The 15,697-nt window shown below is 64.9% G+C and carries 14 protein-coding genes; 13 read left to right on the top strand and 1 reads right to left on the bottom strand.

Annotated elements, in window-relative coordinates; all coding sequences use genetic code 11:
- Nucleotides 1-4: 4 nt before the first annotated feature.
- From thrC to H9529_RS07220, 8 genes are all read left to right on the top strand, one after another.
- Nucleotides 5-1,393 (top strand): threonine synthase, encoded by a 1,389-nt coding sequence (thrC, locus tag H9529_RS07255; protein WP_092888218.1) that lies wholly within the window; start codon nucleotides 5-7, stop codon nucleotides 1,391-1,393.
- On the top strand, nucleotides 1,390-2,652 hold the full coding sequence (locus H9529_RS07250) for a M16 family metallopeptidase (RefSeq protein ID WP_092887744.1): 1,263 nt from the start codon (nucleotides 1,390-1,392) through the stop codon (nucleotides 2,650-2,652). The genes thrC and H9529_RS07250 overlap by 4 nt, the downstream gene beginning before the upstream one ends.
- Entirely contained in the window at nucleotides 2,652-3,242 is a 591-nt protein-coding gene (locus H9529_RS07245) for a GNAT family N-acetyltransferase (RefSeq protein WP_092887747.1), read from the top strand. The genes H9529_RS07250 and H9529_RS07245 overlap by 1 nt, the downstream gene beginning before the upstream one ends.
- A gap of 107 nt (nucleotides 3,243-3,349) precedes the next feature.
- On the top strand, nucleotides 3,350-4,771 hold the full coding sequence (locus H9529_RS07240) for an FAD-binding oxidoreductase (protein WP_092887750.1): 1,422 nt from the start codon (nucleotides 3,350-3,352) through the stop codon (nucleotides 4,769-4,771).
- Nucleotides 4,772-4,886: 115 nt separating this feature from the next.
- Complete coding sequence (gene lipA / locus H9529_RS07235) at nucleotides 4,887-5,843, top strand: lipoyl synthase (RefSeq protein ID WP_092887753.1); 957 nt, start codon at nucleotides 4,887-4,889, stop codon at nucleotides 5,841-5,843.
- Between the two features lie 137 nt (nucleotides 5,844-5,980).
- Nucleotides 5,981-7,006 (top strand): GTPase ObgE, encoded by a 1,026-nt coding sequence (gene obgE / locus H9529_RS07230; RefSeq protein WP_092887756.1) that lies wholly within the window; start codon nucleotides 5,981-5,983, stop codon nucleotides 7,004-7,006.
- 41 nt (nucleotides 7,007-7,047) lie between these two features.
- The gene (proB, locus tag H9529_RS07225; protein WP_176847023.1) at nucleotides 7,048-8,136 is read left to right on the top strand and encodes a glutamate 5-kinase; all 1,089 of its coding nucleotides are present in this window, start codon (nucleotides 7,048-7,050) and stop codon (nucleotides 8,134-8,136) included.
- Nucleotides 8,133-9,392, top strand: a complete 1,260-nt coding sequence (locus H9529_RS07220; protein WP_092887759.1) for a glutamate-5-semialdehyde dehydrogenase — start codon at nucleotides 8,133-8,135, stop codon at nucleotides 9,390-9,392. Before proB ends, H9529_RS07220 begins: the two co-directional genes overlap by 4 nt.
- Before the next feature lie 123 nt (nucleotides 9,393-9,515).
- Here H9529_RS07220 and H9529_RS07215 read toward each other — a convergent pair whose 3' ends face one another.
- Nucleotides 9,516-10,112, bottom strand: coding sequence for a histidine phosphotransferase family protein (locus H9529_RS07215; RefSeq protein WP_092887762.1), 597 nt, complete (start codon nucleotides 10,110-10,112; stop codon nucleotides 9,516-9,518).
- Between the two features lie 27 nt (nucleotides 10,113-10,139).
- Between H9529_RS07215 and H9529_RS07210 the strand changes: the two genes are divergently transcribed.
- The 5 genes from H9529_RS07210 (at nucleotide 10,140) to H9529_RS07190 (ending at nucleotide 15,486) form a co-directional block, all read left to right on the top strand.
- The gene (locus H9529_RS07210) at nucleotides 10,140-10,322 is read left to right on the top strand and encodes a DUF3553 domain-containing protein (protein WP_092887765.1); all 183 of its coding nucleotides are present in this window, start codon (nucleotides 10,140-10,142) and stop codon (nucleotides 10,320-10,322) included.
- Nucleotides 10,323-10,441: 119 nt separating this feature from the next.
- Nucleotides 10,442-11,245 (top strand): GNAT family N-acetyltransferase, encoded by an 804-nt coding sequence (locus H9529_RS07205; protein WP_092888225.1) that lies wholly within the window; start codon nucleotides 10,442-10,444, stop codon nucleotides 11,243-11,245.
- A gap of 65 nt (nucleotides 11,246-11,310) precedes the next feature.
- The gene (locus H9529_RS07200; protein ID WP_176847024.1) at nucleotides 11,311-12,141 is read left to right on the top strand and encodes a lysophospholipid acyltransferase family protein; all 831 of its coding nucleotides are present in this window, start codon (nucleotides 11,311-11,313) and stop codon (nucleotides 12,139-12,141) included.
- A gap of 139 nt (nucleotides 12,142-12,280) precedes the next feature.
- A complete protein-coding gene (locus tag H9529_RS07195; RefSeq protein ID WP_223814326.1) occupies nucleotides 12,281-14,146 on the top strand; it encodes a sensor histidine kinase in 1,866 nt (621 codons plus the stop codon).
- Nucleotides 14,143-15,486: a sigma-54-dependent transcriptional regulator gene (locus H9529_RS07190; RefSeq protein ID WP_092887771.1), complete on the top strand. Its 1,344-nt coding sequence runs from the start codon at nucleotides 14,143-14,145 to the stop codon at nucleotides 15,484-15,486. The genes H9529_RS07195 and H9529_RS07190 overlap by 4 nt, the downstream gene beginning before the upstream one ends.
- Nucleotides 15,487-15,697 lie beyond the last annotated feature (211 nt).

Genomic DNA, 15,697 nt, shown 5'->3' with positions numbered 1-15,697 from the left:
GACCATGCAATATCTCTCGACCCGCGGCACCGCGCCGCAGCTGGATTTTGAAGCCACGATGCTGACCGGGCTGGCCCGTGACGGCGGCCTGTATCTGCCGGACCATATACCGGCCATGACGCCAGCGCAGATCGCGGCGCTGGCCGGGCAGTCCTATGAGGAAATCGCCTTTGCGGTGATGCGCCCGTTCATCGGCGAGACATTCAGCGATGACGCGTTCCGCCAGATCATCGCGCGCGCTTACGCGGGTTTCGGCCATCCGGCGCGCGCGCCCCTGGTGCAGCTGGACGCGAACCATTTCCTGCTGGAACTGTTCCACGGGCCGACGCTGGCCTTCAAGGACTTCGCCATGCAGCTGATCGGCCAGCTGTTCCAGGCGGCGCTGGCGCGGTCCGGCGACCGGGTGACGATTGTTGGCGCGACCAGCGGCGACACCGGGTCGGCGGCGATCGAGGCGTTCCGAGGGTTGAAAAATGTGGATGTCTTCATCCTCTACCCCCATGGCCGGGTGTCCGACGTGCAGCGCCGCCAGATGACCACGCCGGTCGAGGACAACGTCCACGCGCTGGCCATCGACGGGGATTTCGATACCTGTCAGGCGTTGGTCAAGGACATGTTCAACGATTTCGATTTCCGCGACGGTGTGCGGCTGGCCGGTGTGAACTCGATCAACTGGGCGCGGGTGCTGGCGCAGGTGGTCTATTACTTCAGCGCCGCCGTCAGCCTTGGCGCGCCGCATCGCCCTGTCAGCTTTACGGTGCCCACCGGCAATTTTGGCGATATTTTCGCGGGGTTCATTGCGCGGGAAATGGGTCTGCCGATCGAGAAACTGGTGATCGCCACCAACCAGAACGACATTCTGCACCGTGCGCTGGAAACCGGCGCCTATACGACCAAAGGGGTCAGCCCCACGATCAGCCCGTCAATGGATATTCAGGTTTCTTCCAACTTTGAACGCGCGCTGTTCCACGCCTATGGGCGCGACGGGCAGGCCGTGGCGCAGGTGATGGCAGAGTTGAAGTCCACCGGCGGTTTCAAGATCTCGCAAGGTGCGCTGGAGGCGTTGCGCGAGACCTTCGCCTCGGGCCGCGCGTCGGAAGCCCAGACTGCCGATGCCATCACACGCACTTATGCCGCGACGGGCGAAATCCTGTGTCCGCATTCGGCGGTGGGCGTGCACGTGGCCGAGGGACTTCAATCCGCCACGCCGATGGTTACGTTGGCCACCGCGCATCCGGCGAAATTTCCCGATGCGGTGGCCGCAGCCATGGGCATCCGCCCCGCGCTGCCCGCCCGCATGGCCGATCTGTTCGATAAGCCTGAGCGCATGACCCGTCTGACCAATGACCTTGGTGCGCTGCAAACCCTGATCCGCGAAAGGATAGCCCTTTGACTTGCCGCCTGACGACCCTGCCCAATGGTTTCCGCATTGTGACGGAGCATATGCCCGGCCTTGCCTCGGCTGCCGTGGGCGTGTGGGTGAATGCGGGCGCGCGGCATGAACGCGCCGACCAGAATGGCGTGGCGCATTTCCTTGAACATATGGCGTTCAAGGGAACCGCACGGCGCAGTGCCTTGCAGATCGCCGAAGAGATCGAGGATGTGGGCGGCTATATCAACGCCTACACCTCGCGCGAGATGACGGCCTATTATGCCCGCGTGCTGGCCGCCGATGTGCCGCTGGCCCTCGATGTGATCGCCGATATCGTGTTGAACCCGGCGTTCGAGCCGCGCGAGGTTGAGGTTGAGCGCGGCGTGATCTTGCAAGAGATCGGTCAGGCGCTGGACACGCCCGACGATGTGATCTTCGACTGGCTGCAAGAGGCCGCCTATCCCGCGCAGGCCATCGGCCGCCCCATCCTTGGCCCTTCAGAACGGGTTTCCAGCTTTGGCGAAACCGACCTGCGCGGCTTTGTTGCCCAGCATTATGGCCCCGGGCAGATGATCCTCGCGGCATCGGGCGCCGTGGATCATGACCGGTTGGTTGCGCTGGCCGAGGGGTATTTTGCCCATCTGTCGCCCATTCCGCAGGCTGTGGCCGATGCTGCGCGCTTCACCACCGGCGAACGGCGCGAGGTCAAGTCGCTGGAACAGGCGCATTTCGCGCTGGCGTTCGAGGCGCCGGGCTACCGCGACCCCGATTTCTATGCCGCGCAGGTGTTTACCGGCGCGCTGGGGGGCGGCATGTCCTCGCGCCTGTTCCAGAAACTGCGTGAGGAACACGGGCTGTGCTACACGATCTTTGCCCAAACCGGGGCCTATGCCGATACGGGCATGATGACGATCTATGCGGGCACCGGGGCGGGGGAGCTGACGCAGCTGTCGCATCTGACCATGGATGAGATGAAGCGCGCCGCCGAAGACATGTCCGAGGCTGAGGTCGCCCGCGCCCGGGCGCAGATGAAGGCGGGGCTTCTGATGGGGCTGGAAAGCCCTTCATCGCGCGCCGAACGGCTGGCGCGGCTGCTGTCCATCTGGGGCCGGGTGCCCGATGTGTCCGAAGCCGTGGCCCGCATCGACGCGGTGAGCGTGGCCGATGTGCGCGGCTTTGCCGCGTCGATGTTGCATGATGGCCGCGCGGCGCTGGCGCTTTATGGCCCGGTGGCCGATGCGCCGCGCCTATCCGACCTGCACGCCCGGCTTGCCGCCTGATGTTGGGCTTCCGGCGCAAAATTGCGATCGAGAGCGATCGTATGATTCTGCGCCTGCCGCAACATGCCGATTACCGCCCTTGGGCGGCGCTGCGACAGGAAAGTGCCGGGTTCCTGGTGCCGTGGGAGCCGACATGGTCGGTCGATCACCTGTCGCGCAAGGGGTTCACCAACCGTGTGGCCTGGGCCGCGCGTACCTCGGCCAATGGTTCGGCCTTGCCGTTGTTCCTGATCCGGCGCGATGACAACACGCTGCTGGGTGCGATCACGCTGGATCATATCCGGCGCGGTCCGGCGCAATCTGGTACGCTGGGCTACTGGATCGGCCAGCCCTTTGCGCGGCAGGGCTACATGCGCGAGGCGATTGACGCCACTGTCCGCCATGCGTTCACCATCCTTGGTCTTAGCCGGATCGAGGCCGCATGCCTGCCTGAAAACGTGGCCTCACGCGGGGCGCTGGAGCGGGCTGGGTTCAAGTACGAGGGCGTCGCCCAAAGCTATCTGCAAATCAACGGGCGCTGGCGCAACCATGTGCTTTACGCCAACCTGCGCTATGACCGGCGGGGCCGGACGGATGTGGGGCAGGCGTGAGGCCTGCGCGCATCGCGGTGGCTGGCGGTATCGGCGTTGATCTGTTGCCGCGATGCCGCTTAGGCTGCCGGTAGGCGGCTTTGACGGCTGAACAAAGGAATTCTGCCATGCTTAACCCTGCTGACGGCGCGTTTCTGGATCATCTGGCGGGCCTTTTGCAAGATGGTGTGCTGCGCCCGATCGCGCCGCGCTATCTGGAAGAACCGCGCGGGCGCTACCGGGGACAGGCGGCGGCGGTTGCCTGCCCGGCGGATGCCGATACGGTCGCGGTGATCTTGCGCGCCTGCGCCGACGCGCGGGTGGGTGTGGTGCCCTATGGCGGCGGCACCGGGCTGGTGGGAGGGCAGGTCGCGCCCGACGGCCCTATGCCGCTGCTTTTATCGCTGGAACGCATGACGGCCCTGCGCGCGGTGTACCCTTCCGAGAATGTGCTGATTGCTGAGGCAGGCGTGGTGCTGGCCGATGTGCAGGCCGCCGCGGAGGGTGTGGAACGGTTGTTTCCGCTGTCGCTGGCCTCTGAAGGTTCGGCCCGGATCGGGGGGCTTTTGGGCGCCAACGCGGGCGGCACGGCGGTGCTGCGCTATGGCAATGCGCGGGACCTCTGCCTGGGGCTGGAGGCGGTGTTTCCTGACGGGTCGATCTGGCACGGCGCGAAGCGGCTGCGCAAGGACAACACCGGCTATGACCTGCGCCACCTGCTGATCGGGTCCGAGGGCACGCTGGGTGTCATTACCGCCGCTTCGCTGCGTCTGTACCCCCGGCCCGCCCGCAACGGCGCGGCGCTGATGGTGGTGAATACTCCCGCCGATGCGCTGGCTCTGTTGGCGGTTGCGCAGGCGCAGGTGGCCGAGGGGCTTTCGGGGTTTGAGCTGATCAGCGGCATGGGACTGCGTTTTCTGCGCGAAAAACTGCCGGATCTGCGCCAGCCCTTTTCCACGCCGCCCGACTGGATGGTGTTGGTGGATCTGGGCCTGCCCACGGCTCTGGACCCTGCAAGCGCGCTTGAGGCGATATTTGAGGCCGGGCTGGACGCGGGTCTGGTCAGCGACGGGGTGATCGCGCAATCCGACAGCCAACGCGCCGATTTCTGGAACCTTCGCGAAACGATCCCGGAAGCCAACCGCCTGACGGGCGCCATCGTCAGCCATGACATCGCCTTGCCGCTGTCGGTGGTGCCTGAATTTCTGGAACAGGCCGATGCCGCCATCGCGCGGCTGGGGCCGTTCCGGGTGAATTGCTTCGGCCATCTGGGCGACGGCAACCTGCACTACAACATCTTCCCGCCTGCGGGCCATGAGCGCGCCACCTATGACAGCCGGCGCGCCGAGATTCAGGGCAGGGTGCATGATCTGACCCATGCGATGGGGGGATCGGTCAGTGCGGAACACGGGATCGGGCGGTTCAAGGCGGCGGATCTGGTGCGCTATGGTGACCCGGCAAAACTGGCCGCGATGCGCGGGATCAAGGCCGCGCTGGATCCCGTGGGCATCATGAACCCGGGCGCCGTGCTGGGGCAGTCGGCGGGCTGACCTGCGCCCTGGCGCCCATGCGCTGCGTGCAATTCCGCCCTGTGCCTGCCGCTAAGGTTTGGACAAATTCCCCATGGGGCATTATATGGTCCCTACGCAATGCAAAGGACTGCCCATGGCCCCCCGCGATCTGACCCTGCCCGAAGGCCGCCACCCCGAAAAGGCGCATCGCCCTGACAATGCTCAGCCGAAGAAACCTGCATGGATCCGCGTGAAGGCGCCGGGCAGCGCGGAATACAAGCGCACCCGCGACATCATGCGTGAGAACAAGCTGGTGACAGTGTGCGAGGAAGCGGGCTGCCCGAACGTCGGCGAATGCTGGAGCCAGGGCCACGCCACCATGATGATCATGGGCGAGATCTGCACCCGGGGCTGCACCTTTTGCAACGTCGCCACCGGGCGCCCCGACACGCTGGACGCGTTCGAGCCGGGGCGTGTGGCGCATGCGGTGGACAAGCTGGGCCTGAAGCATGTGGTCATCACCTCGGTGGACCGTGACGATCTGGATGACGGCGGGGCAGACCACTTTGCCCAGACCATCCGCGCCGTGCGCCACCGCAGCCCCGACACGACGATCGAGATCCTGACGCCGGATTTCCTGAAATGCGCGCCCTCCGCGCTGGAAACCGTGGTCGCTGCGCGGCCTGATGTGTTCAACCATAATCTGGAAACTGTGCCCTCGCTCTATCCCACGGTGCGGCCAGGCGCGCGTTATTTCCACAGCCTGCGGCTGTTGCAGCGGGTGAAGGAACTGGACCCCGGCATGTTCACCAAATCGGGGATCATGGTGGGGCTGGGTGAAGATGCGCAGTCGGTCCGGCAAGTGATGGATGACATGCGCAGCGCTGATGTGGATTTCCTGACCATTGGGCAGTATCTGCAACCGACCCCAAAACACCATCGCGTGGACAGCTTCATCACGCCTGATGAATTCAAGTCCTATGAAAAGGCCGCCTATGGCAAGGGGTTCTTGATGGTCTCGGCCACGCCACTGACGCGGTCGAGCTACCATGCGGGTGACGATTTCGCGCGGTTGCGCGATGCCCGTCTGGCAAAACTGGGCCGTGCCTGAGCGTCAGGGGCGGCGCGCGGCCGAAAGCGCAGGTTCTGTCGCACTGGTTGCCAAGGTTGTGCGCATGTCCACGGGGCCTTGAGGCCGCCGAATGAACAGCGTATGCCACACGCTGCTGGCGTTTGGAGTATACGGCAATGAAATTTCTCGATCTGACCAAAGTCTACATCCGCTCTGGCGGGGGCGGATCGGGCTGCGTCAGCTTCCGGCGCGAAAAGTTCATCGAATTCGGCGGCCCTGATGGTGGCGACGGTGGCAATGGCGGCGATGTCTGGGCGGAAGCCGTGGACGGCCTGAACACCCTGATCGACTTTCGCTTTCAGCAGCATTTCTTCGCGAAATCCGGCCAGCCGGGCATGGGCAGTCAGCGCACTGGCAAATCTGGCGATGACATCGTGCTGCGCGTCCCCGCAGGCACCGAGGTGCTGGACGAGGATGAAGAAACCGTCATTGCCGACCTGACCGAGGTGGGGCAACGCGTTCTGTTGGCCAAGGGCGGCAATGGCGGCTGGGGCAACCTGCATTTCAAGACCGCGACCAACCGATCCCCCCGCCGCGCCAATCCGGGGCAGGAGGGGGTGGAGCGTACCCTCTGGCTGCGGCTGAAGCTGATCGCGGATGCGGGCCTTGCAGGGCTGCCGAACGCGGGGAAATCCACATTTCTGGCCGCCACGTCGAACGCGCGGCCCAAGATCGCCGATTATCCCTTCACCACGCTGCACCCCAACCTTGGCGTCGTGGGCGTTGACGGGCGTGAATTCGTGATGGCCGATATTCCCGGCCTGATCGAGGGCGCATCCGAGGGGCGCGGACTGGGCGACCAGTTCCTGGCCCATGTCGAACGCTGCGCGGTGCTGTTGCATGTGGTTGATGGTACCTCGGAAGATGTGGCGCGTGATTACGACATCATCGAGGGCGAATTGCAGGCCTATTCCCCCATCGTGGCGGCGAAACCGCGCATCATCGCGCTGACGAAGATCGACGCGATGGATGCCGACGACCGTGCCGAAAAGACGGCCGCCCTGGCCGAGGCTTCCGGGCAGCGGGTGCATCAGGTGTCCGCCGTCGCAGGTGAAGGCGTGCAGGATCTGTTGCGCGTCTTGATTCGCAGCATCGACAAGGCGCGCGAGGTGCCCGTGGAGGAAGCCCCGTGGCAACCCTGAACGCAGGCGATGCGACCACGCCCGGCACCGTCACCCCTGACCTGAACAAAGCCCGGCGGCTGGTGATCAAGATCGGCTCGGCCCTGCTGGTCGAGGCGGGCCGCCTGCGGTCTGACTGGCTGATCGCGCTGGCGCAGGACATCGCGCAGATCCGGGCGCGGGGAACCGATGTGGTTATTGTGTCGTCCGGGTCCATCGCGCTGGGGCGCGGGGTGCTGGGGCTGGCGCCCGGGCTGCTGGCGCTGGAACAGTCGCAGGCGGCGGCATCGGTCGGGCAGATCGGGCTGGCGCAGGCCTGGCAAACCGCCCTTGCCCCGCATGGCATCACGGCGGGCCAGGTGTTGGTGACGCTGGAAGATACGGAAAACCGCCGCCGCTATCTCAACATTCGCGCCACGCTCGAAACCCTGCTTGGGCTTGGCGTGGTGCCGATTGTCAACGAAAACGACACAGTCGCCACGGATGAGATCCGATATGGCGACAATGACCGGCTGGCGGCGCAGGTCGCGGTGACCATCGGCGCCGATCAGCTGGTGTTGTTGTCCGATGTCGATGGCCTCTATACCGGCAACCCGCAGGTGGACCCGACCGCGACCCGGCTGGACCTCGTGGCCGAAATCACCCCGCAGATCGAGGCAATGGCCGGTGACCCGCTGTCGCTTCTGTCGCGCGGCGGCATGAAGACGAAGGTGATGGCCGCCAAAACCGCAACGGCGGCGGGCTGTGCCATGGCGATTGCGGCGGGGGCTGTCGCGCGGCCGCTGGACGCTATGGCCCATGGCGCGCCCTGCACCTGGTTCGCACCATTGGGCGACCCGCAGGCTGCGCGCAAACGCTGGATCGCAGCGATGAAGGCCAAGGGCGCGGTGACGCTGGATGCGGGCGCGGCGCAGGCGCTGGCGCAGGGAAAATCCCTCTTGCCTGCGGGTGTGGTTTTGGTCGAGGGTGCCTTCGGTCGTGGTGATCCGGTGGCGATTATCGGACCCGACGGCCCGCTGGGCTTAGGGCTGGTGCGCTATACCGCGCCCGAGGCACGCTCGATCGCCGGGCACCGCAGCAATGAGATCGCGCAGATTCTGGGCTATCCGGGCCGGGCTGCGCTGATACACAGGGATGATATGGTGCTATGAGCGATGATATTGCAGTAATGATGGCCGAAATCGGCGCGGCGGCGCGCGCGGCGGCGGGGCAGTTGGCCGTGGCCAGTGACGACCAGAAACGCACCGCCCTGAACGCCGCCGCCGATGCGGTCGAGGCCGCGCAGGGCACGATCCTTGCAGCCAATGCCGAGGATCTGGCGTTTGGGCGCGCCAAGGGGCTCAGCGATGCCATGCTGGACCGGTTGGTGCTGAATCCTGACCGGATCGGCGCGATTGCGCAGGGCCTGCGCGACGTCGCCGGTCAGGCCGACCCGGTCGGGCAGGTCATCGCCGCCTGGGATCGCCCCGCGGGGCTGCATGTCGAACGGGTACGCACCCCCATTGGCGTGATCGGCGTGATCTATGAAAGCCGTCCGAATGTGACGGCGGATGCCGGTGCGCTGTGCCTCAAATCCGGCAATGCGGTGATCCTGCGCGGCGGGTCGGAAAGTTTCCATTCCTCGCGCGCCATCCATGCCTGCATGGTCGAAGGGCTGCGCGCCGCCGGGCTGCCGGAAACTGCGGTGCAACTGGTGCCTACCCGCGACCGCGCGGCGGTGTCGGAAATGCTGGGTATGACGGCGCATATTGACGTGATTATCCCGCGTGGCGGCAAGGGGCTGGTGGGGCTGGTACAAGAACAGGCCCGCGTGCCGGTTTTCGCGCATCTGGAAGGCATCTGCCACGTCTATGTCGACGCCCATGCCGACCCGGCGAAGGCCCGGTCGGTCGTGCTGAACGCCAAGACCCGGCGCACCGGGATTTGCGGCGCTGCCGAATGCCTGCTGCTGCATGATGCGATTGCCGACACGTTGGGCGCGCAGATCATCGCCGACCTGATTGCGGCGGGGGTTGAGGTGCGTGCTGGCGCGGGGCTGACGCAACTGCCCGGCGTGGTTGCCGCGAAGCCGGAAGATTTCGGGCGGGAGTTTCTGGATATGGTGATTGCGGTTGCCCGTGTGCCGGATGTTCAGGGTGCGATGGATCATATTGCGCGCCATGGATCGGGCCACACCGAATCGATCCTGACCGAAGATGCCGCAACGGCGGCGACTTTCCTGTCGCAGGTGGGCTCGGCGATCGTGATGCACAATGCCTCGACCCAGTTCGCTGACGGGGCGGAATTCGGCATGGGGGCAGAGATCGGCATCGCAACGGGCCGATTGCACGCGCGTGGCCCTATCGGCGCCGAGCAGTTGACCAGCTTCAACTATCGCGTGCGCGGGGACGGCACTATCCGGGCGTGACGCTGCGCGCCATGCCGTGTGTGCAATGACGGGTTGACGCCCGCGATATCTCCGGCGCTCAACCCGCAAACCCCCGCGATCAAGGTCTTGCTTGCGGGGCGCATGATGCCCCGTGTGGTATTGTCAGAAGGACAGGGAAATCCGGTCATTGTCCCGCAAGATCGTCAGCGCGCGGTCGCGCGCAGCCAGTTCCAACGGCACAAGGGCGAACTGCACCAGCGCGGGCCGCATCTCATCAGGAACGTCGCCGGTGATCAATGCGTCAAACAGATTGTCCTCCACCCGCAGTCTGTCCGAGGTACCTGCCACCTTGATCCGGTCGTCTTGCTGCGTAACGCTGATCTGCCCGCCCCATGGCATGGCAGTCTCCATGCATTGAAGCAGCAAGAAGGCCAGTTTGACATCCTGCCGGGGCAGGGCCGCGGGGATAGCCCAGTCTACCGAAAGCCGGGTCCCGGCGAAAAGATCGCTGAGGATCGAGCCGATTTCCCGCTCGCTCATCATCTGGTCGGCGCTGAAGACGCCGAAGGCGACCCGGAAAAAGCGGATGCGCGCATTGGCATTGCCGACGCTTTCGGCCAGAAGCGCCAGTTCCGCCTTGCCAAGCGCCGACGTCATGGACAACAGTTCAATACCATTGCCGATTGCGCCGATCGGGCTGATAAGGTCATGACAGATGCGGGAACCGATGAGCGCGCTGATGTCTAGTTTTGAGGTCAAATGAAAAGTCCAGTCCGGAGGGTATGAATGAGCGGCAGAAACGCGATATTCGAACCGGGAACACTTGTCAGACACCCGGAGCAACCCGATTGGGGCCTTGGACAAGTGCAGTCCAATATCTCAAATCGAATCACGGTCAATTTTGAGCATCAGGGCAAAAAGGTAATTGATGCCGATCAAATCAACTTGGTTTTCGTCAGTCAAACGTAATCCCAATGGGTAAACAAAATTCCCCCGTGCGTCAGGCCGGCTTTGGCGCGCCCCGGTCGGTGGCATTGCAAAACGCACCGTCAGCCGGTACAGGGCAAGATGCCATGGAACAGGCGGCGATGACTGAATTTGCAATCGACACCGGGGCGGATCGCCATTTCGAGATCAGGCTGGCGCACAGCGATGGCGACCTTTGTGCCGCGCAACGCCTCAGATATCGCGTGTTTGTCGAGGAACTGGGCGGGCGCGGCGGCCCGATGGCCGACCACGATGCGCGGTTGGAAATTGATACGTTCGACGTCGATTGCGACCACCTGCTGTTGATTGACACCCGGCGCGATCCGGCGAAACTGGATCATGTGGTGGGGGTGTACCGGCTGCTTTCTGGCACAGCCGCCGCACGGCTGGGGCGGTATTACAGCGAAGCTGAATATGACCTGAGCTTGCTGCGCGCCACCGGGCGCAAGGTTCTGGAACTGGGCCGGTCCTGTGTCCACCCCGAGTATCGCAATTCCACCGCCATGCTGCATTTGTGGAATGCCTTGGCCCAGCATGTGCTGTCGCAAGATATCGAGGTCCTGTTCGGCGTCGCCAGCTTCCACGGCACCGATGTGGCAGCGCTGGCGCAACCGCTCAGCTGGCTGCACCACCACCACCTCGCACCCGAGGGGATGCGTGTGCGCGCGCTGCCCGCGCATTTCCAGCCGATGGACCTGCTGCCCCTCGATGCGCTTTCGCGACGCGATGCGATGGCGCGGATACCCGCGCTCATCAAGGCCTACCTGCGGCTGGGTGGTTATGTGGGCGAGGGGGCGTTTGTGGATCACGATTTCAACACGACCGATGTTTGCCTGATTATGGATACGCGCACGATGTCCGAGAAACACTTGGGGTTCTATACCCGCAAGTCAGGCCGGGGCTGAGTCCCTTGCCCGAACCTGTGCCTACCCCGGTTTTTGTGCCCTCGTCTGTACCCGACCCTGTGCCCGTGTCGGCCGCCAAATCGACCACCTGGTATTCGACCGAACCGCCGCCGCCGCTGGTGGTTCAGGGCTTTGGCTGGCTGCGGGTTGCGCTGCGCGGCGGTGCGCTGGCGCTGATCGTCTATGGTGGGCTGATCGTGTTGCTGTTGGCCCGTCTGCTGGAAAGGCCGTTGTTTGGACAGCGCCGCCCGGTAACACCCTTCATTACCCAAGCGGCATGTCGTGCGGCGCTTATGGCGTTGGGATTACGGCTGCGCGTTCAGGGCAAACCGATGCAGCTTCCGGGCGCACTGGTGGCGAACCATGCGTCCTGGCTGGATATTTTTGCGCTGAACGCCGCCCAGCAGGGGTATTTTGTCGCCAAATCCGAAGTCGCGGGCTGGCCCGGCATCGGGTGGCTGGCCCGCGCGACGGGCACGCTTTTTATCGCGCGAAAGGTGCAGGCGGCCGGGGAACAGAAGCGCACGTTCGAAGCGCGGCTGCGCATGGGCCACCGGCTGCTGTTTTTTCCAGAAGGCACCAGTTCGGACGGGCGGCGGGTGCTGCCTTTCAAATCCACCCTGTTCGCGGCGTTTTTTGCCCCTGAATTGCGCGATGTTTTGCACATTCAACCGGTCAGCGTCGTCTATTCCGCCCCTGAAGGCACGGACCCACGTCTCTATGGTTGGTGGGGCGACATGGGGTTCGCAGCGCATATGCTTGTGGTGCTGGGCGCGGCGCGGCGGGGGCAGGTGGCGCTGACCTTCCATCCACCGCGGCCGGTATCCGGCTTTGCTGACCGCAAGGCGCTGGCGAAATACTGCCAAGCCACCGTGCAAGGCGGCTGTGGCTTTTGAGCCCTGAAGGGGGCTGATGCGGGGCGGCACGCGACGGGCGGTTGCGACGAGAGGTTGCGATGGGCCATTGAATATCGGCCATTGAATGTTGACAGCCCCCCGCCCGGTCGGCTTATGGACAGACGATGGGGGAACAGCTTTGACACAACGCGCGCGGCAGCGGTTTGGGGCGGGGTATTTCAGGCCACGGCATGTCCGTGCCTGGTGCATCGGCATGCTGTGCCTCGCAGGGATGCTGGGCGGCGCGCTCTGGCTTTATCAGCGCGTCACGGTCTACTACCTGACCGAGGCCAGCGCGCGCGGCGAGAATACGCTGCGCCTTGCCACCGCCACCTTGCGCGGCCAACTTGCCCGGTATGAGCGTTTGCCCGAACTGCTGGCGCAACAGCGCGTCATCGGCAACCTCCTCGTCGCGCCCGACACCATGGCGCGGGTTGCAGCGGCAAACCAGTATCTGCGCGCCACAGCGGGCTTGCTGGGGGCATCCGACATCTATGTCATGCAGTTGGACGGCAACACGCTGGCGGCCAGCAACTTTGATACTGATGTGTCGTTCATCGGGGGAAATTTCGCCTTTCGCCCGTATTTTCTGGACGCTTTGTCGGAAGGGCAGGGCCGGTTCTTCGCGCTGGGCACCACCTCCCTGAAGCGGGGGTATTATTTCGGCGCGCCGGTGCGGGTGGACGGCGCGCTGCGCGGCGTGTTGGTCATCAAGATCGACCTCGATGAGATCGAAAATGCGTGGGGCGGCGGGGATTATGAGGTCGTGGTGACCGACCCCGAGGGCATCGTGTTCCTGTCATCCAACCCCGAATGGCGCTTTCGCGCCTTGCAGCCCCTTACCCCCGCGCGGCTGGCCCGCACCGGGGCGACGCGGCGCTACGCCACCACCCCCCTCAGCGAGATCCCGCATCAGATGACAGCCGCGGCGCCTGAGCTGGCGTTGATGACGGTGCCGGAGGCGGCGGAATATGTCGTGGTGGCTGAACCGATGCCCGATGCCGGATGGACGGTGAATGTCCTTCTGAACACGGCCTCGGCACGGGTGCAGGCGCGCACCACGGTGTCGGTGGGCCTGCTTTTGGTGGTGCTGGCGGCGCTTTCGGTCTGGATTGTGCGTCAGCAACGCCAGGCGCTGGCAGAACGCCTTCACCTTCAGCGTTCCGCGCGTGAGGATCTGGAGCGGCGCGTTGCCGAGCGTACCGCGCAATTGGGTGCGGTGAACACCGCCCTGAAGGGCGAGGTGGCTGAGCGCCGCGCAACGGAAACCGTGCTGCGCCAGACGCAGGCCGATCTGATCCAGGCGGGCAAGCTGGCGGCACTGGGCCAGATGTCGGCCGCGCTGAGCCATGAATTCAACCAGCCGTTGGCCGCTACGCGCAACTATGCCGAAAACGCACAATTGTTGCTGGACCGTGGGCGGGTGGCCGATGCGCGCGAGAATGTCGGGCGTATCGTGTCGCTGGTGGACCGGATGACGCGGATCAGCCGGCACCTGCGCAACTTTGCCCGCAAGCCCAATGCCAAGCTTACCGAGGTGGAACTGGCCCCGGTGATCCATGCCATGCAAGAAATCATGGCGTGGCGCTTTGAGGCAACGGGTGCTGAACTGAAGCTTGATCTGGGCCCCGCCCCAGTGCGCGTGGTTGCGGGGCCAGTGCGGCTGCAACAGGTGCTGGTCAACCTGGTCTCGAACGCGCTGGATGCCAGCGAAGGTGCGGCGGATCGCAGCTTGCACCTGCGCGCCGAGGTCAAAGGCGACATGGTGCGGCTGATCTTGCGTGACCACGGCCCGGGCGTGTCGCCGGGGCTGGGCGAGCGGATCTTTGATCCGTTCTTTTCCACCAAGGGGGTGGGCAAGGGGCTTGGGCTGGGCCTGTCGATTTCCTATAACATCATGCGTGATTTTGGCGGCGGTCTGTCGGTGCGCAACCATCCCGGGGGCGGCGCCGAATTCACCCTGACACTGCGCGCCGCCAGCGCCAGTCTGGAGGCTGCCGAATGACCCTGACACGCATCTTGCTGGCCGATGATGAAGAGGATCTGCGGGTCTCGACCACGCAGGCGCTGGATCTGGCGGGCTTTGATGTGATCGCCTGCGACACTGGCGAGGCCGTGCTGACCCGCGTCGGTTTCGGCTTTGACGGCATCGTCATTACCGACATTCGCATGCCTGGGCTGGACGGCCTGAGCCTGATGAACCGCATCCACGAGATCGACCGCGACATTCCCGTCATCTTGATTACCGGGCACGGCGATGTGCAACTGGCCGTGCGCGCGATGCGTGCAGGGGCGCATGATTTCGTGGAAAAGCCGTTCTCGGGCACGCAACTGGCGGGGATTGCCGGACGGGCGCTGGAATACCGGCAACTGGTGCTGGAAAACCGCGTGCTGCGCGCCGCCGCCGGGCAGGCCGATGATCTGGAGGTGCGGCTGATCGGGCGCACGCCTGCCATGGTGGACCTGCGCCGCCAGATCCGCACCATCGGTCCGTCGGATGCTGATGTGTTGATCATGGGCGAGACCGGGACGGGCAAAGAGGTCGTGGCGCGCACCCTTCACGACCTGTCGGCCCGAAAGCCGAAGCCCTTCATCACCATCGATTGCAGCGCCCTGCCTGAAACGCAGATCGAAAGCGAGCTGTTCGGGCATGAGGCAGGGGCCTTTCCCGGCGCGATGCGCGCCCGCTATGGCAAGTTTGAACACGCGCGCGGCGGCACCATCTTGCTTGATGACATCGGGGCGATGCCGCTGGCCTTGCAGGGCAAGCTGCTGCGCGTCATCCAGGACCGGGTGATCACACCGCTTGGCGCGAATGAGGCACGCGACCTGGATGTGCGGTTCATCGCCACCTCTCGCACTGATCTGGGGGAGGAGGTCAATGCGGGCCGGTTCCGCGCTGACCTGTTCTACCGGCTGAATGTGGTGATGCTGCGCATGCTGCCGCTTTCGGCGCGGGCCGATGACATCCCGCTGCTGTTTTCCAAGCTTTTGATCGAGGCGGCGGCCCGTCACCGCGTGGCCGAGGCAAGCGCGCCGCCGCATGTGCTGGCCGAGGTTGCGGCCCGCGACTGGCCCGGCAACGTGCGGGAATTGCGCAACGCCGCCGACCGTTTCGCGCTGGGGCTGGGTCTGACGCCCCGCGCGTCCGACGCCGCCCCCCCGGATGAAGGGGCGCGGCTGGCCGATCTGGTGGCTGATTTTGAGCGCTCGGTCCTTGTCAGCGCGCTGACCGCGCAGCACGGGAACCTGCGCCCGGTCTATGAAGCGCTCGGCCTGTCGCGCAAGTCGCTATACGAGAAGATGCAGAAATACGGGCTGGACAAGGGGCAGTTCAGCGGCTGATCGCCATGTGCGCTGTGACCGTTGCCTGGGGCTCCTTCCGTGGCGCCCCGGGCAACGGGGCGGTTTTCCACCCATGATCCGGGCGCGATGTCCCCTTTTCCACCCATGCCTGCCAGACGGACCCGGAAAAACTTCAACTATCCGTGCGCTGTGGCTTGCGCCGCGCCGCCATCACCGCATTTAACCTGCCCATGGCGGTCCGGAGGAGACT

The sequence above is a fragment of the Roseicitreum antarcticum genome, from assembly GCF_014681765.1.
GTDB lineage: Bacteria > Pseudomonadota > Alphaproteobacteria > Rhodobacterales > Rhodobacteraceae > Roseicitreum > Roseicitreum antarcticum.
This window is presented reverse-complemented; position numbering and strand designations above follow the sequence as displayed.

Coding starts and splice junctions, on each gene's coding strand:
- thrC (WP_092888218.1), top strand. CDS start 5: ATGCAATATCTCTCGACCCGCGGCACCGCGCCGCAGCTGGATTTTGAA.
- H9529_RS07245 (WP_092887747.1), top strand. CDS start 2,652: ATGTTGGGCTTCCGGCGCAAAATTGCGATCGAGAGCGATCGTATGATT.
- H9529_RS07240 (WP_092887750.1), top strand. CDS start 3,350: ATGCTTAACCCTGCTGACGGCGCGTTTCTGGATCATCTGGCGGGCCTT.
- lipA (WP_092887753.1), top strand. CDS start 4,887: ATGGCCCCCCGCGATCTGACCCTGCCCGAAGGCCGCCACCCCGAAAAG.
- obgE (WP_092887756.1), top strand. CDS start 5,981: ATGAAATTTCTCGATCTGACCAAAGTCTACATCCGCTCTGGCGGGGGC.
- H9529_RS07220 (WP_092887759.1), top strand. CDS start 8,133: ATGAGCGATGATATTGCAGTAATGATGGCCGAAATCGGCGCGGCGGCG.
- H9529_RS07210 (WP_092887765.1), top strand. CDS start 10,140: ATGAGCGGCAGAAACGCGATATTCGAACCGGGAACACTTGTCAGACAC.
- H9529_RS07205 (WP_092888225.1), top strand. CDS start 10,442: ATGACTGAATTTGCAATCGACACCGGGGCGGATCGCCATTTCGAGATC.
- H9529_RS07190 (WP_092887771.1), top strand. CDS start 14,143: ATGACCCTGACACGCATCTTGCTGGCCGATGATGAAGAGGATCTGCGG.